Origin of the sequence: Lutimonas vermicola (assembly GCF_038433205.1) — a bacterium.
GTDB lineage: Bacteria > Bacteroidota > Bacteroidia > Flavobacteriales > Flavobacteriaceae > Lutimonas > Lutimonas vermicola.
The window spans coordinates 1466672-1482792 of the sequence record NZ_JBCDNA010000001.1 but is presented as its reverse complement, the minus strand read 5'-3'; the positions used below and the strand labels follow the sequence as shown (position 1 = coordinate 1482792).

17 protein-coding genes are annotated in these 16121 nt (G+C 36.6%); 9 read left to right on the top strand and 8 right to left on the bottom strand.

Annotation, left to right across the window (positions count from 1 at the left end; all coding sequences use genetic code 11):
* Window positions 1-899: 899 nt before the first annotated feature.
* The 3 genes from AABB81_RS06645 to AABB81_RS06635 all read left to right on the top strand — a co-directional run bounded on the left by AABB81_RS06645 (window position 900) and on the right by AABB81_RS06635 (window position 3904).
* The gene (locus AABB81_RS06645; RefSeq protein ID WP_342159423.1) at window positions 900-1307 is read left to right on the top strand and encodes a hypothetical protein; all 408 of its coding nucleotides are present in this window, start codon (window positions 900-902) and stop codon (window positions 1305-1307) included.
* A 121-nt stretch (window positions 1308-1428) separates the two neighbouring features.
* On the top strand, window positions 1429-2088 hold the full coding sequence (locus tag AABB81_RS06640; RefSeq protein WP_342159422.1) for a response regulator: 660 nt from the start codon (window positions 1429-1431) through the stop codon (window positions 2086-2088).
* A complete protein-coding gene (locus AABB81_RS06635; protein ID WP_342159421.1) occupies window positions 2075-3904 on the top strand; it encodes a tetratricopeptide repeat-containing sensor histidine kinase in 1830 nt (609 codons plus the stop codon). Before AABB81_RS06640 ends, AABB81_RS06635 begins: the two co-directional genes overlap by 14 nt.
* A 2-nt stretch (window positions 3905-3906) precedes the next feature.
* Here the strand turns inward: AABB81_RS06635 and AABB81_RS06630 are convergent, their stop codons facing one another.
* Window positions 3907-4401, bottom strand: a complete 495-nt coding sequence (locus AABB81_RS06630; RefSeq protein ID WP_342159420.1) for a metallophosphoesterase family protein — start codon at window positions 4399-4401, stop codon at window positions 3907-3909.
* A 51-nt stretch (window positions 4402-4452) separates the two neighbouring features.
* Between AABB81_RS06630 and truA the strand changes: the two genes are divergently transcribed.
* Together truA and AABB81_RS06620 are read left to right on the top strand one after the other, a co-directional pair.
* Complete coding sequence (truA, locus tag AABB81_RS06625) at window positions 4453-5202, top strand: tRNA pseudouridine(38-40) synthase TruA (protein WP_342159419.1); 750 nt, start codon at window positions 4453-4455, stop codon at window positions 5200-5202.
* Between the two features lies 1 nt (window position 5203).
* The gene (locus AABB81_RS06620) at window positions 5204-6988 is read left to right on the top strand and encodes an ABC transporter ATP-binding protein (RefSeq protein WP_342159418.1); all 1785 of its coding nucleotides are present in this window, start codon (window positions 5204-5206) and stop codon (window positions 6986-6988) included.
* Between the two features lie 13 nt (window positions 6989-7001).
* On the opposite strand, the gene AABB81_RS06615 is transcribed toward AABB81_RS06620, so the two are convergent.
* Genes AABB81_RS06615 through AABB81_RS06600 form a run of 4 tightly spaced genes read right to left on the bottom strand, consistent with a single transcriptional unit; the run spans window position 7002 to window position 9918 of the window.
* Complete coding sequence (locus tag AABB81_RS06615) at window positions 7002-7784, bottom strand: diadenylate cyclase (protein WP_342159417.1); 783 nt, start codon at window positions 7782-7784, stop codon at window positions 7002-7004.
* A gap of 29 nt (window positions 7785-7813) precedes the next feature.
* Entirely contained in the window at window positions 7814-8488 is a 675-nt protein-coding gene (locus AABB81_RS06610; RefSeq protein WP_342159416.1) for a hypothetical protein, read from the bottom strand.
* Window positions 8488-9321, bottom strand: a complete 834-nt coding sequence (folP, locus tag AABB81_RS06605; protein ID WP_342159415.1) for a dihydropteroate synthase — start codon at window positions 9319-9321, stop codon at window positions 8488-8490. The genes AABB81_RS06610 and folP overlap by 1 nt, the downstream gene beginning before the upstream one ends.
* Window positions 9322-9336: 15 nt before the next feature.
* Complete coding sequence (locus AABB81_RS06600; protein ID WP_342159414.1) at window positions 9337-9918, bottom strand: LOG family protein; 582 nt, start codon at window positions 9916-9918, stop codon at window positions 9337-9339.
* 118 nt (window positions 9919-10036) lie between these two features.
* Between AABB81_RS06600 and AABB81_RS06595 the strand changes: the two genes are divergently transcribed.
* The 3 genes from AABB81_RS06595 to crcB are packed head-to-tail and all read left to right on the top strand — an operon-like array spanning window position 10037 to window position 12061.
* On the top strand, window positions 10037-10573 hold the full coding sequence (locus AABB81_RS06595) for a DUF1599 domain-containing protein (protein WP_342159413.1): 537 nt from the start codon (window positions 10037-10039) through the stop codon (window positions 10571-10573).
* 9 nt (window positions 10574-10582) lie between these two features.
* Window positions 10583-11686 (top strand): BT_3928 family protein, encoded by a 1104-nt coding sequence (locus tag AABB81_RS06590; protein WP_342159412.1) that lies wholly within the window; start codon window positions 10583-10585, stop codon window positions 11684-11686.
* 3 nt (window positions 11687-11689) lie between these two features.
* A complete protein-coding gene (gene crcB / locus AABB81_RS06585; RefSeq protein ID WP_342159410.1) occupies window positions 11690-12061 on the top strand; it encodes a fluoride efflux transporter CrcB in 372 nt (123 codons plus the stop codon).
* On the opposite strand, the gene AABB81_RS06580 is transcribed toward crcB, so the two are convergent.
* A complete protein-coding gene (locus AABB81_RS06580) occupies window positions 12062-12664 on the bottom strand; it encodes a DUF1684 domain-containing protein (RefSeq protein ID WP_342159409.1) in 603 nt (200 codons plus the stop codon).
* A 126-nt stretch (window positions 12665-12790) separates the two neighbouring features.
* On the opposite strand from AABB81_RS06580, the gene AABB81_RS06575 reads away from it, so the two are divergent.
* Entirely contained in the window at window positions 12791-13978 is a 1188-nt protein-coding gene (locus tag AABB81_RS06575; protein ID WP_342159407.1) for an MDR family MFS transporter, read from the top strand.
* A gap of 4 nt (window positions 13979-13982) precedes the next feature.
* Here AABB81_RS06575 and AABB81_RS06570 read toward each other — a convergent pair whose 3' ends face one another.
* Entirely contained in the window at window positions 13983-14702 is a 720-nt protein-coding gene (locus tag AABB81_RS06570) for a class I SAM-dependent methyltransferase (RefSeq protein ID WP_342159405.1), read from the bottom strand.
* Window positions 14703-14708: 6 nt separating this feature from the next.
* Window positions 14709-16079 (bottom strand): alpha/beta hydrolase family protein, encoded by a 1371-nt coding sequence (locus AABB81_RS06565; protein WP_342159404.1) that lies wholly within the window; start codon window positions 16077-16079, stop codon window positions 14709-14711.
* Between the last annotated feature and the right edge of the window lie 42 nt (window positions 16080-16121).

Below are 16121 nucleotides of genomic sequence, written 5' to 3'. Positions count from 1 at the left end.
TCCAAATTCAGTTATGTTATCATCATTTTAGATAAAAAGTATTGATCTGGATTAACAAATTAAGATCATAATCATATACTCCATTGCTGGAGAAGAAGAGAGGGGAGAAAGGAGAGAAGTGAAGCACATTGTTTTCTAATATACTTAAATGATACAAATAGCTTCTCTCCTTACTATTTTTCAAAGGAAAAAAGGCAGCCTGCTCTAAAAGGATTTAACAAGAGGTCTGGCAGATTAATTTCTGATAAAAACTTGAAATCGACATAAAATACTCCATAATCATTGGAGAAGAAGAAAGGGGAGAAAGGAGAGAAGTGAAGCACATTGTTTTCTAATATACTTAAATGATACAAATAGCTTCTCTCCTTACTATTTTTTAAAACAAAAAAAATACCCAAATCTGTAAACTTGAGTATTTTTTAAGAAGAAACGACAATATTCTTCTTTTTAAGAGGAAAAAGGAAAGGGAGTTAGGAGAGAAGTGAAACAAGTTTTCTAATAAACAAATAACTTCTCTCCTTACTATAAATATTTCAACTATTGAAATTAAATTCAACGCTAACGAACATGCAAGATAAAAAAGAATTTGAAAGATTCAAATATAAATGAAGATACTTTTTAGAACATAAAACTTAAATAATTGACATTCAGATTCATACGGTTAAAAAAAATAAGCAAATGAAGTAAAAAAACAATAAAAATACATAATAATAGATTTTTTATATCTTTCGAAACATTAAATTAGTGGTTTCTGGGTATAAACCTAGTGGTTTTCAGGTATATCAAAAAATACCTGATTTCGCTATTGGTTTGTATACCATTTGCCGATACATTTGATGTGTTAGCCTGTTTTGGCTGATATACGTATACATACAAAACAAATCTAAAAGTTTATTATTATGAAAAATTTTACTTTAGCAATTGCCGTATTGTTGGTTATGGCATCATTTACAACCAACTTAACTAATTCAAAATCAGTTGTTTTATCTGATTACGAAGGAACTTTATTAGAATCTGCTCCTATACTGGAAAACAATAGTGGAGACGTTTCTGTGACATTCACTGTTAATGAAAATGTAATGGTTTCTTCTGCTTTGATTGGATCTTCTAACGAAATCTTTCTAGTGGAAAATGGTGATTCCAACTCATCAAAAACAGTGACACTTGATCTTAAACCCGTAAACGGTAAAGTTGAAACTACTTTCAACAACATTTATGAAAGCAATTATGACGTTGCTGCCATGGATGCTTTATTGAATGCCAAAGAGCCGGAAAGAAGACCTAAAGGAGCTATCATGTGGGATTAGTGTTGTTCTTTGTACAATATTTACAGATTTAAAACGTTTATTTCATAAACTAGGTAAAGATCCGAAAAATTAGTTTTTTTCGGATTTTTTTAAACCCAGTTTTGAACAAAATATTTTGTACATGGATAAAATGATTACAGTTCATATTGCCGATGACCACCAGATCTTGATTGATGGGGTTAAAGCGGTACTCAATTTAGAACCCAATATTGAGGTTACAGGATTTTCCCTTAACGGGATTGAAGTTGTGGACTGGTATGAAGAAAATACTTCAGATGTGCTTATTCTTGATATCAATATGCCGGAACTGGATGGTATTGAAGTATTGAAAAAGTTGAAAAACCTTAAAAAAAGACCCGAAATCATTGTATTATCCAGCTATGACGATGTAAAACTCGTCAAGGAAGTACTTCAGATGGGAGCTAAAGGTTTTGTGCCCAAAAAGTCTGCCGGGGAACATATTGTTAACGCAGTATACAAAGTTTCTGCCGGTAATCAGTACTTTACCGATGATGTTAAGGAGAAAATGATGCAAACCTTGTTAAATGGCCAGGTTAAGAACGAAGGGAGTCAGGACGGGGTTTTAATCAGTTCGCTTACCAAACGAGAGGTACAGGTGTTAAAGCTTGTGGCCCAGCAATACAGTACGCGGGAAATTGGTGATGAATTGCATATAAGTGAAAGTACCGTTGAAACGCATCGCAAAAACTTGATGAAAAAAGTTAAAGTAAAGAACAGTGTTGGTTTAGCTATTTTTGCTTTAAAAAATGAGGTTATATAATCTGATATCAGAAAACAAATTGAGCTACCGTATACTTACGTTTGTCATATTCTTGTATTCTACTTCATTTGTGTTAGCACAGAATGGAAATCAGGAAGCGGCCTATATTGAGCACAAATTAAATCAGATCGATTCATTGCTCGATGCCGGTAGTTACAAACAAGTAACTAAAATCATCAATACTACTTTAAATACCTTTTCTTTTAAAAAAAATTCAGAAGAGCAGCTGGCCTTTGATTTTAGGAAGGCTAAGAATTTGTATTTGCAAGGCAACAAAGAAAAGAGCCTCAAAGAGTTTTTAAATGGATTGGACCGTTTAAAAGCAAAACCTTTTTCTCCTCTTAATATCGAATATGCCAATATGCTGTCTAAAATATTTGCCAATTCTCAAAATTTTGATAAGGCCATTTATTACAATAAGATAGCCTTACAAAAAGCTTATTTGATCAAAGATACGACTAGTATCGCCAAGGGACTAATTCGTATGGGTAGTTTTTATTACTCAAAAGATGAGGAGGATAGCGCGAAAATGTACTTTAGGAAAATGGCTCGTTTTCCGGTAACACCGCTTACTGAGAAACGAATTGGAGATGCCTTAAATAATTTGGGTGTCATTGCTCAGAATAACGATAATTTTGATTTGGCCAAAACCTGGGCTAGAGAGGCTTTAAAATTGAGAATCAAATTAAAGGACGATAGAGGAATTGCCTATTCTAATGTTAATTTGGGAAATATTTATCATTTTGATCAACATTACGAGACGGCCATTGACAATTATTTAGACGCTTTTGAGCAGATAAAATTAGATACTTCCAGAGATTCCCAATACCTGAAAAGAATCATCTACGAAAATCTGTCTGTTTCTTATGACTCCATAAATGACTATAAAAATGCCTATAATTATTTACATAAATCTTATCAGCTTAAGTTTAAATTAACCAACGAGCAACTGGCAGAAAATATCGCCGAAGTTGAGGCCAAATACAATCTTGCAGTCGAAGAGCGAAAAACGGAAGAAGAAAAAAACAGGACATTAAGGGCCCAGTTTTTGTTCTATGGACTGGCGTTTATTACACTTACTTTTGTGATTTTGGCCTTTATTTTTTACAAAAACTATAAGCTTAAGCAACAGAACAAACTTGAACAGATCCATAGCAACCTGCAAAACAGAATTATCAATGCTACCATTGACGCCAAAGAGAAGGAGCGAAAATCTATTGCAGAAATTCTTCATGATAGTGTAAGCGCACTTTTGTCTTCTGCTAATTTACATTTGCAGGCTTCAAAGGCCCAATTGAATTCCCATGTCCCTATTGAAATTTCAAAGGCACAGGAGATCGTGAATGAAGCTTCGGTCAAGATCAGGGATTTGTCACATGAATTGATTTCATCTGTATTGCTAAAATTTGGACTTGCCTTTGCAGTACATGACCTTTGTGAAAAATATTCAAACTCAGAAATCCAATTTATGAGTGATGACAATGGGATCAAAAGATACAACCAACAGTTTGAAATTAAAATTTATAATATTATTGAAGAGCTTATCAATAATATACTAAAACACAGTGGTGCCAAGAACGCTACAATCAACCTTAAGGAAAGGAATGGCAATAAATTACTGATACAAATTATTGATGACGGAATAGGATTCGAAGTTCATAAAGCAAGAAAAAAAGATGGATTGGGCCTTAGTCATATCGAAGCCAGAATCAAAATGATGCATGGTGTTTTTAATATCAATTCCAAAAAAGGTGAGGGCACAAGCATTTTTATATCAGTTCCTATCTACCAGGCGAAAATGGCAGAGGCTATTTGATTTTATCTTTTTATCTCAATGATCTCAAGATTTTTTATATCGGCCTTGTCTATTTCAAAACGCAGCATTGTTTTTACTTTATGGAACCCGTGATTACCGACAGCGCCAGGATTCATATGTAATAATTGCAGTTTTTTATCAAACTGAACCTTGAGTATATGAGAATGGCCGGATATAAACAATTTAGGAGGATGTAAGGTTAAAGCTTCCCTGACCCTGGGATTATAGCGGTATGGATAACCTCCAATATGCGTCATCCAAACATGGACCTCCTCCACCTTAAATTTATTATCCAAAGGAAACTCACTGCGTATATCTTTGTCATCTATATTTCCGTAAACTGCTCTTAGGGTACTGACTTCCCGGATTCTATTTGTTACTTCAATGCTTCCAATATCACCGGCATGCCATACTTCATCAGAGGCTTTGCAATAATTAAGCACTTTTTCATCGATAAAGCTGTGGGTGTCGGATAATAGCAAAATTTTAAGCGCCAAAGGAGTATTGATTAAATTAAGTATCTTTGTTCGTCGTAAAAATAAAGGTTTTTGAGATATTTTGTTGAACTTTCTTATCATGGAAAAAATTACCATGGCTGGCAAATACAACCCAATGAAATTTCGGTACAGGAGATCATTGAAAAGGCCCTCTCATTATTGTTGAAACAAGAGATTTCAATAGTGGGTTGTGGAAGAACAGATTCAGGAGTACATGCAAGTCAGTTCTTTTTTCATTTTGATATTGATGCAACAATTGATAAAAGAAAGTTAAAATTTAAGCTAAATTCTTTTTTACCAAAGGATATAGCTATTTTTCGCATAACTAGGGTGCAGGAAGATGCACATGCAAGATTTTCTGCGGTTTCGAGAAGTTATCAATACCGTATCTCATTGGTTAAAAATGTTTTTGAAAATGACTTGAGTTTACAGCTGTCTGAAAACCATCTTGATATAGACAAGATGAACAGAGCAGCACTACTCTTAATGGATTATATTGACTTTAAGAGCTTTTCTAAAAACAAAACGGATGTTAAAACATTTGATTGCACGATCAGTGAAGCCTTTTGGGAAAGAGAAGGAGAGAATCTAACTTTTCACATTAGTGCGAACAGGTTTTTAAGAAATATGGTGAGGGCTATTGTAGGCACTTTGCTTGAGGTAGGTAAAAACAGAATGAGTATACATGAATTCAAAAGTGTGATCGAATTGAGAGATAGAACCAGGGCAGGTGCATCGGCAAAAGCCAAAGGGCTGTATCTCACAAAAGTGAGTTATCCAAACGAAATTTTCATAGAATAGCATGTCTAAAAACAAGGAAGAAAATAAAAAAGTAATTGGAAAGGTGTATGACGTAAAGTTATTCTCCCGGCTAATGAAATATGCCAGATTTTACAAACTCCAATTTGCTGTTTCAGTTATCGCGGTTTTGTCTGTGGCGATGCTCGCGGCAGTGAGGCCCATTCTGTTAAAAAGGATCATTGATGATTTTATTTATACCAAGAATTCGGAGCAACTTGTGTTTTTCACTATTTTGATGCTTTTGGCACTTCTGTTTGAAGTTTTGTTTCAATTCTTATTTATTTATTTTGCGAATTGGCTGGGTCAAAACATCATAAGAGACATGAGAACCCAACTTTTTAAGCATTTGCTGTATTTTAAAATGCAGTATTTCAATAAAACCCCAGTGGGTAAACTCGTGACCAGAGTCGTCTCGGATATTGAAACCATTGCAAGCGTATTCGGACAGGGTTTATTCATGATCATCAGTGATATTTTAAAAATGCTCGTCATTGCCATGGTGATGCTTTTTATGAACTGGCAATTGGCTTTAATTGTGTTTGCGATTCTCCCTATTCTTGTTTTCGCCACCAAAATTTTTCAAAAGGCGATGAAATCTGCATTTCAGGATGTAAGAACAGAGGTGTCCAACTTGAATACTTTTGTACAAGAGCGTATTACCGGCATGAGAATTATTCAATTGTTTTCCCGTGAAAAAATTGAATATGATAAATTCAGAAGGATCAATGAAAAGCACAAAAAAGCATGGATCAGAACGGTATGGTACAATTCTATATTCTTTCCTGTTGCGGAGGTTTTACCCTCAATAGCCATAGGGTTGGTGGTTTGGTACGGAGGTTTGAACGCTGCGACCAGCAATTCTGTTTCGGCAGGCGAGATCATTAGCTTTATCATGATGAACAACATGCTGTTCAGACCATTAAGACAAATTGCGGATAAATTCAACACGCTTCAGATGGGAATGGTCGCAGCCGAAAGGGTGTTCAAGATTATCGATGCGAAGGAAAGTGAAATTGACACGGGTAACGTGGTGATTGATACTTTTAAAGGAAAAGTGAGTTTTAAGGATGTTCATTTTAGTTATATTCCTGATGAAGAAGTAATTAAAGGTATATCTTTTGATGTTAAACCTGGTGAAACTGTTGCCATTGTAGGAGCTACAGGTGCTGGAAAATCAACCATTATTAATTTGCTCAATCGCTTTTATGAAATTGATAAAGGAAGTATTGAAATTGATGATGTCGATATATCTAAGTACAGGTTGCATGAGCTTAGAGATCAGATCGCAGTAGTATTGCAAGATGTTTTTCTTTTTTCGGAGAGTATTTTTGACAATATAACGTTAAAGGATGATTCCATAACGATGGAAGAAGTACAAGAATCAGCAAAGGTTATTGGTATACATGAATTTATCATGTCCTTACCAGGCGGTTATGACTATAATGTAAAAGAAAGAGGTGTTATGCTATCGGTGGGTCAAAGGCAGCTGATCGCTTTCCTGAGGGCTTCTGTCAGTAAACCTGGAATTCTGATACTCGATGAAGCTACGTCGTCAATTGATTCACATTCAGAAAAAATGATTCAGGATGCAACCGAAATGATCACCAAGAACAGAACTTCCATTATCATTGCTCATCGGCTTGCAACAATTCAAACTGCAGATAAGATCATCGTAATGGAAGATGGTAAAATTGTAGAACAGGGCAACCATACAGAGTTGCTTGATAAAAAGGGGTATTATAGTAAATTATACAATATCCAGTTTGTTCAGAAACAAGCAAGTTAATACTTTCAATAAGTTAGCTGAGGTCGTCTTTTATGATCTCGGCCAGTTCAGAAAAATCTTCATACAGGATAAACGCACCGTTATTGATATAAGATACTTGTCCGGATTCTTCGGATACGATAAGCGCAAGGGCATCTGTACGTGTTGTAATTCCAAGGCCGGCTCTGTGCCTTAAACCGAAATGGGCCGGAATTTCTATGTTGTTTTCTATAGGAAGAATAACCCTGGAGGCTGTAATAATGTCATTTTCAACCACAATGGCGCCATCATGAAGCGGGCTGTTTTTGTAGAATATACTTTTTAAAATGGGTTTATTCACCTTTATTTCCATAGCATCTCCGGTCATTTTGACGAATTCCAAACTATTATTTCTCTGCAATACGATAAGCACACCTGTTTTGCTTTTTCCCATTTCCTCACAAAAAGAAACAATATCATCAATATAGGTGTTAGCCGATATTTCGGTCTTAAAAATTTTAAAATTCTTGAGGAAGCCTTTTTTAGAGGCAATATTCGTGGAGCCCACCATCAGTAAGAACTTTCTGATCTCTTGTTGAAATACGATGATCAATGCGATAAATCCACCTCCTAGAAATTTACCAAGTATGTCACTCAGCAATTCCATTTTAAGGGCCTGTGTAAGTTTCCAAATAAGATAGATTATCGCTATTCCTATAAAGATATTAATCGCTGCAGTGCCTCTAATTAATCGAAAAATATAAAAAAGTAAAACAGCGACTAAAACAATATCAAGAATATCTAAGAAGCTGATGTTTAAAAAATTAATTTGATCCAATTCTAAGCCGGTTTTTGTAAATGTATGAATTATTTTACAGTATATAAATATTCGATCGAATCGCAGAGAATCTCCTTGTGAATAAGAAAGACTTTGGTTTGCAAATAATTTTGAAAAAGGGTTTGATCATCATAAGCCAAAATAACTTTTAATTCTTCATAATTTTTGCAAGTTTTTTGCTCTTTTATTATAGATTCAAGAGTTTCCTGATCAATGACCTTATCATTAATTTTAATTGATTGATCCTCAATTTTGACTAATACAGAACAAGAACTTTCGTTTATAGAATCCAAAAAATCATCCTGATCATTATTGAATTTGAAATTGATCTGGGTGAAAGGAGCCAAGGAAACCTTCTCTGAAGATATATCGGCATAGCTAAAATAATTGTTCATTCCTTCCTTTTTGTGCATGGAATCCTTGTTCCTGTTTTCCTGCATTTCTATCAGGATAGGAACAACCTCCTTCATTGGTAACCTCCTGTCAATATTGAATATCCAATGTGTGTTCAGTATTTTGTTATTCTTGTTCAAACGAGCTGTTGTAACTCCATTATTGGCCTCCATAAATACCCATATACTTGAATGATTTTGAATTTCTGAGATACCGGGAATATCGATCAGGGGTAATTGCACCGTTTTTTTCTGGCAGTTGATCAAAATGAGGCACATCGTTAGCAGCGCAAAGCAAGATCTTTTGTTCATCAGGAAACTCTGTTTGTTATTTTTTCAACGATCCTTATAGCTTCCATGGCCTCTTTTACATCGTGTACGCGCAGTATATTAGCACCTTTCATCAAGGCGATTGTATGGGCCGAGGTTGTCGCATTCAAAGCCTGCTCGGGTTTCACATCCAATAAATTGTACAGCATTGATTTTCTCGATAATCCGGCGAGTACAGGAAGTTCCAAACTTTTAAAAAGTTCTAATTTCTGTAGTAATTCAAAATTTTGATCAAGGGTTTTACTGAATCCGAATCCGGGGTCGATAATCAGGTCGTTGATGCCAAGTTCCCGAAGCTGAAATATTTTTTGAGAGAAATAGTAAATAATTTCTTTTATGAGATTTTTATAGAAAACATTTTGCTGCATTGTTCGCGGGTTACCAATCATGTGCATGATAATATAGGGTACCTGATATTGGGCAACTGTGGAGAACATTTGATCATCAAGGCCCCCGGCTGAAATATCATTGATCATACAGGCTCCCCTGTCAATGGCTTCTTTCGCAACGCGGCTTCTAAATGTATCAATTGAGATCAATGCATCCGGAAATTCTTGCATCAGGACCTCAAGTACGGGCAAGAGCCTGTAAAGTTCATCCTCTTCTGAAACATCCTTTGCATCAGGCCTCGAAGAATAAGCACCCAGGTCAATAAAAGTTGCACCTTCGTTTTGGATCTTTTTAACTTGTTCAATGATGCCTTTTTCTGATTTGTATTTACCGCCATCATAAAAAGAATCAGGAGTTAAGTTAATGATTCCCATCACTTTCGGTGAATCGAGGTCTATTAAATGGCCTTTACAATTGATGAGCATATTCAATATTCTTTATCAGCTGGCTACGGTATTAACAACTTTGCTTAATTCAGGCGCCTTATATGATTTCATTTTAGACAGGAGATCTTCAATTGACGCACTTACCATAATCATATCGCGGTTTTCCTGTTTTAAAAACCCTTCCTTAACCATATGATCCAATTGTAACAAGGAATGATCAAAAAAATTATTGATATTCAAAATGCCTATGGCTTTTTTCTCAATGCCAAGTTGCCCTAAAGTAAGAGCTTCGAAAATTTCGTCAAGAGTGCCGAAGCCACCGGGCAAGGCTATATAACCATCAACCAGCTTACTGATTTTGACTTTTCTTTTTGACATTTTTCTGGTCACAATCATCCGTGATATTCTGGTATGGGCCACTTCTTCATGTTTCAGCAAACCCGGGATCACGCCAATGACTTCTGAGTTGTTTTTGATCATGGTATCTGCGATGACTCCCATCATTCCAATTTTCCCACCACCATAAACCAATCCGATTCCTTCTTTGGAGAAATAATTACCCAAATTGACAGCGGCTTTGGCATAATCTCCGTTGAAGCCTTTACTCGAACCACAAAATACAGCTATACGTTTCATTTTATAGGGGTTTGTCATGTATATAATTTGTAAAAATAAGCAAACCGGGGATATTATATCATGAGATTTTTATAAATTCGTTTTGACAAAAAATCTAAAGATCCTGATTTCAACTTACATGCAGAACACATCCAAGCAATATAATGAGATAATGGCTAAATGCCGTTCTCTTTTTATAAATAAAATGACTGATTATGGCAGTGCCTGGAGAATTTTAAGACTCCCTTCATTAACCGATCAGATATTCATCAAGGCTCAAAGAATCAGACAACTTCAGGAGAATACAACACGAAAAGTGGATGAAGATGAAATTCCTGAATTCATAGGAATCATCAACTATTCTATCATGGCCCTTATTCAGTTGGAACTTGGGGTAGTTGAGCAGCCCGATCTTAATGTCGATGAGGCAGTCAGGTTATATGACAAGCACATGAAGGAGACAAAGGATTTGATGGAAAAAAAGAATCACGATTACGGAGAAGCCTGGCGAGACATGAGGGTAAGTTCTTTAACCGATCTGATTCTTCAAAAATTATTAAGGGTTAAGCAGATCGAAGACAATCAAGGGAAAACACTGGTATCCGAAGGGATAGATGCCAATTATCAGGACATGATCAACTATGCCATTTTTGCCTTGATTTTAATGAATGAATAAAACCATGACATGCGTATTATAACCCATATCGCCCGCTTTCTAGTTGCTGTAACTTTTATATTTTCGGGATTTGTAAAATTGGTGGACCCCTTGGGCTCAGCCTATAAATTTGAGGAATATTTTGGAGCAGATGTATTGAACCTTGAGTTTTTAAGCCCCTTTGCATTGCAATTCTCTATCGTACTCATTCTTGCAGAAATTATGCTTGGAGTGATGCTCTTAGTAGGCTATAAACCAAAAATTACAGTCTGGAGCTTATTTTTTATAAGCTTGTTATTTCTTTTTTTAACCTGGTATTCAGCACATTATGATAAAGTTACTGATTGTGGTTGCTTTGGGGATGCTATAAAACTAACACCCTGGGAGACATTTTATAAAAATGTTATACTGATTGTACTGGTGGTTTACTTACTGATAAGAGTATATGATATCCATCCCATTTTGTCTGATGTATTTGCCAGAAGGGTGAGTATGATATCATTTATTGTATTTGTTGGCATTGCATTTTATGTGTTGCGGTATTTACCTATCATTGATTTCAGGCCATATGCCATAGGCAAGAACATTCCGGAGGGCATGCGTATTCCAGAAGATGCCGAAGTACCTGTTTATGAAGACACCTGGATCTATAAAGTGGATGGAGAAAATAAAGTCTATACAACCGAAGATAAGCCTTGGAATATTCAGGGAGCCACTTTTGTTGATCGAAAAACGCGAACCTTAAAGGAAGGCTATATACCACCTATTCATGATTTTACAATGGAACGTGAAGGTGAAGATCTTACTGAGACATTAATGGAAAAGGAAAAGCTCATGCTGATCGTAGCCTATAATCTCAAAATGGCGAGTCAGGAAGGAATGCAGCAAATCAAAGAGCTGTCTGAACGCGCGATGGAAATGGGCTATACAGTTTATTGTTTCTCAGCATCTACTCAAGAAGATTATGACATTATTAAAAAGGAATATAATTTGGATTTTGACCTTTTATTTTGCGATGAAACAACTTTAAAAACCATCGTCAGATCGAACCCGGGAATTGTGACCCTCAACAAAGGCACGATCACGGGTAAGTGGAGCTGGAGACGTGCCGATAGCATAATTTTAGATCATTAGAACATGAAGCATGTATTATTGGTATTTCTTGGAGGAGGATTAGGAAGTGTTGCAAGATATTGGCTCAGTTTAAAACTAAATAATTTTGAAAATGCCATCCCTTTTGGAACCCTGTTGGCAAATGTAATAGGAAGCCTCTTTATAGGAATGATACTGGGTTATTCTGAGAAGATTGGCATGTTAAACCAAAATCATTCCTTGTTGCTCGCTACCGGATTTTGCGGGGGGTTTACCACTTTCTCTACCTTTGCCTATGAAAACCACCTCTTTATAAAAGGGAACGATTATTTTACCATGATTCCCTATCTCGCCGCAACCTTTGTATTTGGCATTGCCGCAGTATTTTTGGGGATTTACCTGGTGAAGTTGATTTGATCAATGCTTAAATAACATCACCCCGGCTTTGATTTCTGTATCCAGATAATTTACTTTTGGCGGAATCGGACATGAATATTTACTGTTGTAAGCACAATAGGGGTTATAAGACTGGTTAAAATCGATAGTAATCGTTTCACTCTTCGGTAATTGGAGATCTATATATCTCCCACCTCCATAACTGCTTTCTCCATTGGTCAGGTCGGTAAAAGGTAAAAACAAATAGTCTTCATAGTCAGGGGTTAAGAGCAATTTTTCATTTTGGTAAATTTCTAACGTATAGTTTTTCCCTTTTAATTTAAAGCTTGCCGTGGCGTATAACTTGTATACAGGTAATCGATCTGTGGTAGTTTTCATTTGAAAAGGCTTGCTGTCTTTGTAAAAAGTCAATTTGGCATTCACGATGTAATTACTGTCAACAGGGAAAAATTCTAGGGATTTAAAAACAGCCAGATCTTCATCTGTCAGGGGGGATTCCTCTTTACTGGCAAATTCTTTATTCAATTTTTGCTGAAATTTCAGGGCTGCCTCAACATCTTTTGAAACCTGGCTGTACAGCACTGAAACGAATAAAAATGAAATAAGGAAAAAGTGTATTTTCATGACTTGGCTTTTATCCAAATATACCTATAAAAAATCATAAGAACTTTGGTTTTTACACCTGAATAAATTTTATTTCTTGGAAATTAGGCACACGATTTTGATTTTGATAAAATATATCTTTACAGCATGCTAAAAACGATCATCAAACCCTACGAGGGATTATCCAGAGAAGTCTGGTTTATGGCGCTTACGATGCTCATCAACAGAGCCGGAGCGATGGTGGTACCGTTTCTGTCATTATACCTTACAAATTTTCTTGAATTCTCGTTAGAGCAAGTGGGATGGATCATGTCTTGCTATGGTTTCGGATCGGTAGCGGGGGTTTTTATTGGAGGAAAATTGGCGGATAAAATTGGCTATTATAAGGTGATGTATTCCAGTTTATTTGGCACAGGACTGGTTTTTTTTTCCATCCAGTTCATTACTGATTTTTACTCCTTATGCCTGGGGATTTTTGCATTAACTATTTTTGCAGATGCGTTTAGACCCGCAGTTTGGGTGGCTCTTGATGATTACAGTGAAGACCATAACAGAACCCGTTCAGTCACCCTGATAAGATTGGCGATTAACCTGGGATTTTCCATGGGGCCCGCTCTTGGTGGTTTGCTTATCACTTATATTAGCTACAGAAGCCTTTTTTGGGTTGACGGAATAACATGTTTGATTGCAGGAATGATCATTTTGAGGTTTTTGAGTCAGAAAAGCCAGGTCAAAAACCAAAACAAAGAAACAGCACTTCCAAAATTGTCACCGTATAAAGACAGGCGTTATCTTATATTTTGGTTTGCCATGTTTTTGATTGGGTTTACATTTATGCAGTATTTTTCTACCATACCACTTTATTACAGTCAAAGGCTAGGGCTGACTGAAGATAAAATCGGACTGATGCTGGCGATGAACGGGATGTTAATTTTTCTGTTGGAAATGCCCATCGTTCATTCGCTGGAAAAGGGTAAACTGCAAAATTTAAAGATAGTCATAGGCGGATCATTTTTGCTGCTGCTTAGTTTTCTTGTATTAAACGCCGGGCCCTGGATCGGACTGGCCGTAATGGGCATTATATTTATGACTTTTGGCGAAATGCTCGGTTTTCCTTTCTCCAATTCATATGCCCTCGACAGGTCAAAACTTGGAAATCAAGGATCCTACATGGCTCTTTATAGTATGTCTTTTTCTTTTGCTCATATTTTGGGCCCCAATTTAGGAATGCAATTTTCTGCCCGATATGGATATGAGGCCACCTGGTACCTCATGGCCGGTATTTGCCTGCTGGCATGTTTAATTTTACTGGGATTACAAAGAAAGGAATCTTAATGACCTATTCAGAAAAGCTTAACCTTGCCAGATAGTCGAAATGAGAGCCTTTTTTAACCAGTTCACATTTCATATTGACATGTAAGGCCTGTTGTTGTAAATTGTAAAAATCAATATACAGCCAGGGGTATAAGCCACTGTTTTCGCCATCATATTTTGATTGGAATTCAACCTCTCCATAGTAGTGCTCAACTTCCGACAAATCTATTTCGCCATTTTCATCTTCAAACATATAGATAACATCAGAAGAATCGATTAAAACCTGACCACCCGGCTGAAGCAGGGATTTTAAATGATTTAAAAAATCAGGAACCCGATTCATGGAACCACAAATGCCGGCTCCATTCATTAAAGACAAAATACTGTCGAATTTTGCCCCCTTGATATCCCAAAAATTGACCAATTCTACGTTTTTTACTCCTCTCAGCCGACAAGCCTCTATAGCACCTGCAGATATATCTATAGCTTTGACCTCCAGGCCTTTATTTTGCAGGTATAGCGCATGACTTCCAGCGCCACATCCCAGATCCAACACGCTTCCTGAAGCCATATTAAGAGCAGTTTGCTCAATGTCGGGCATGTCGCCAAAGGACCGAAATAAATAGTCGACCGGTAATTCATCCCAGCCTCCAATGGTCGAATAGGTTTCAATCACAGCCGCCTTGCCATTATGGTAATCCATGATTGCCCTTCCAAAAACATCGGTTAAATTGTTTACGTCCATAATCTTTTAGTTTTGTCTCATCAGTTTTTCAAATCGCTCGTTGTTCCGGAGTGCCTGAAGCGGTAGATTATCCATTATATAATCCCTGTTTTCGTAACCTGAATCCAATAATTTCTCTAAATAATCAAGGGCCAGATCAGACTTATCCAGGGCCATGGCAATTCCAATTTGCCTTAGGTACGGAACAGGATTGCCAGGATAAATAAAAATACACAGGTCGTAGCAAAACATTCTTTGCTCCAAGGTCTTGATCTGGTCGGTATAATTTACTGTTTCGATAGCATGGGCATATAAGCGATATAACAGGCGTTTATACATCTTTTGCTCCATCTTTGATTTAGATTCCTGTTTCTTTTTGAGTTTTTCAATGCGATTGTTCCACCAACCCGGATTGTAGGATTTTTTTTCCAAGTCAGAACCGAATCTATTTAAATAGTCATAAGTAAGATTTTTCTCCGTTTCCAAGAATGAATCATTCATTTTTTTCTGTGATCCATAGTTTTTACTTTGACTTATGCGGTCAACTTTTTCCCTTATTGAATCTAATTGATAGTATCGGTTAAAGCCATTCAGGATACGCCGGTATTCAGCAACCGAGCCCAGGAGGTCATTGCGTTCTTCTTTTAATTTTGCCTGATGATAGAATTTCTTATATATTCTGTCAACAACACTTGTATCCAACGGTAACAGCAGCTTCTTGTACGCTTCGAGTTGCATCCAGTCAAAGGCCATTAGTATGTGTTCATCGTCCGGCCAACGATGATTGATTTCAAAAGTAAAAATCTCATGCGAGAGGCTGATTTTATCCAGATATTTATCGGTAAAGGCCAATTCATAATAGTTCATATCCTCATCCCCCATAATGGTGGCAAAGGAAAACATCTGTGTACCTGGTAAATTTCCTGAATCCATGTTATACGCCGCACCGCAGGAAACAACACCTTGAATTTGATCGCTGTTTGCAGCAAGCGCCGAAGCGAACCTGCCCCCTCCTGAAAAACCGGCAGTATAGAACAGCTTGGGATTGATATTTAGGTCGGAGGTGATTTTATTAAATAACCTTGTGGCAATTGCATAATTACGGTCATAGGGCCCATTTTTAGAATTGTTGGAACAAATAAGGACATAGCCGTATGTCTCGGCGGTCAGGATAAATGGTTCTATACCAGTTTTCCCTCTTGCCATAGGATCAAAAATAAATATTACGGGGCTGGGCCTTGAGGCTTCATAGGATTCGGGAGCATAAAAAGCGAAGCTTTCCTCAAGCTTTTTGTCGAGCCATATACTATCAATAATTACACCCTTGCTGTATAGGTCACCCTGACAAAACAGGTTGATTGAAAGAAAAAAAAACGATATAACACTTAAGATTTTCAATAGGGATATAATTGATACATCAAGATATCAAAAGTCTTCTAT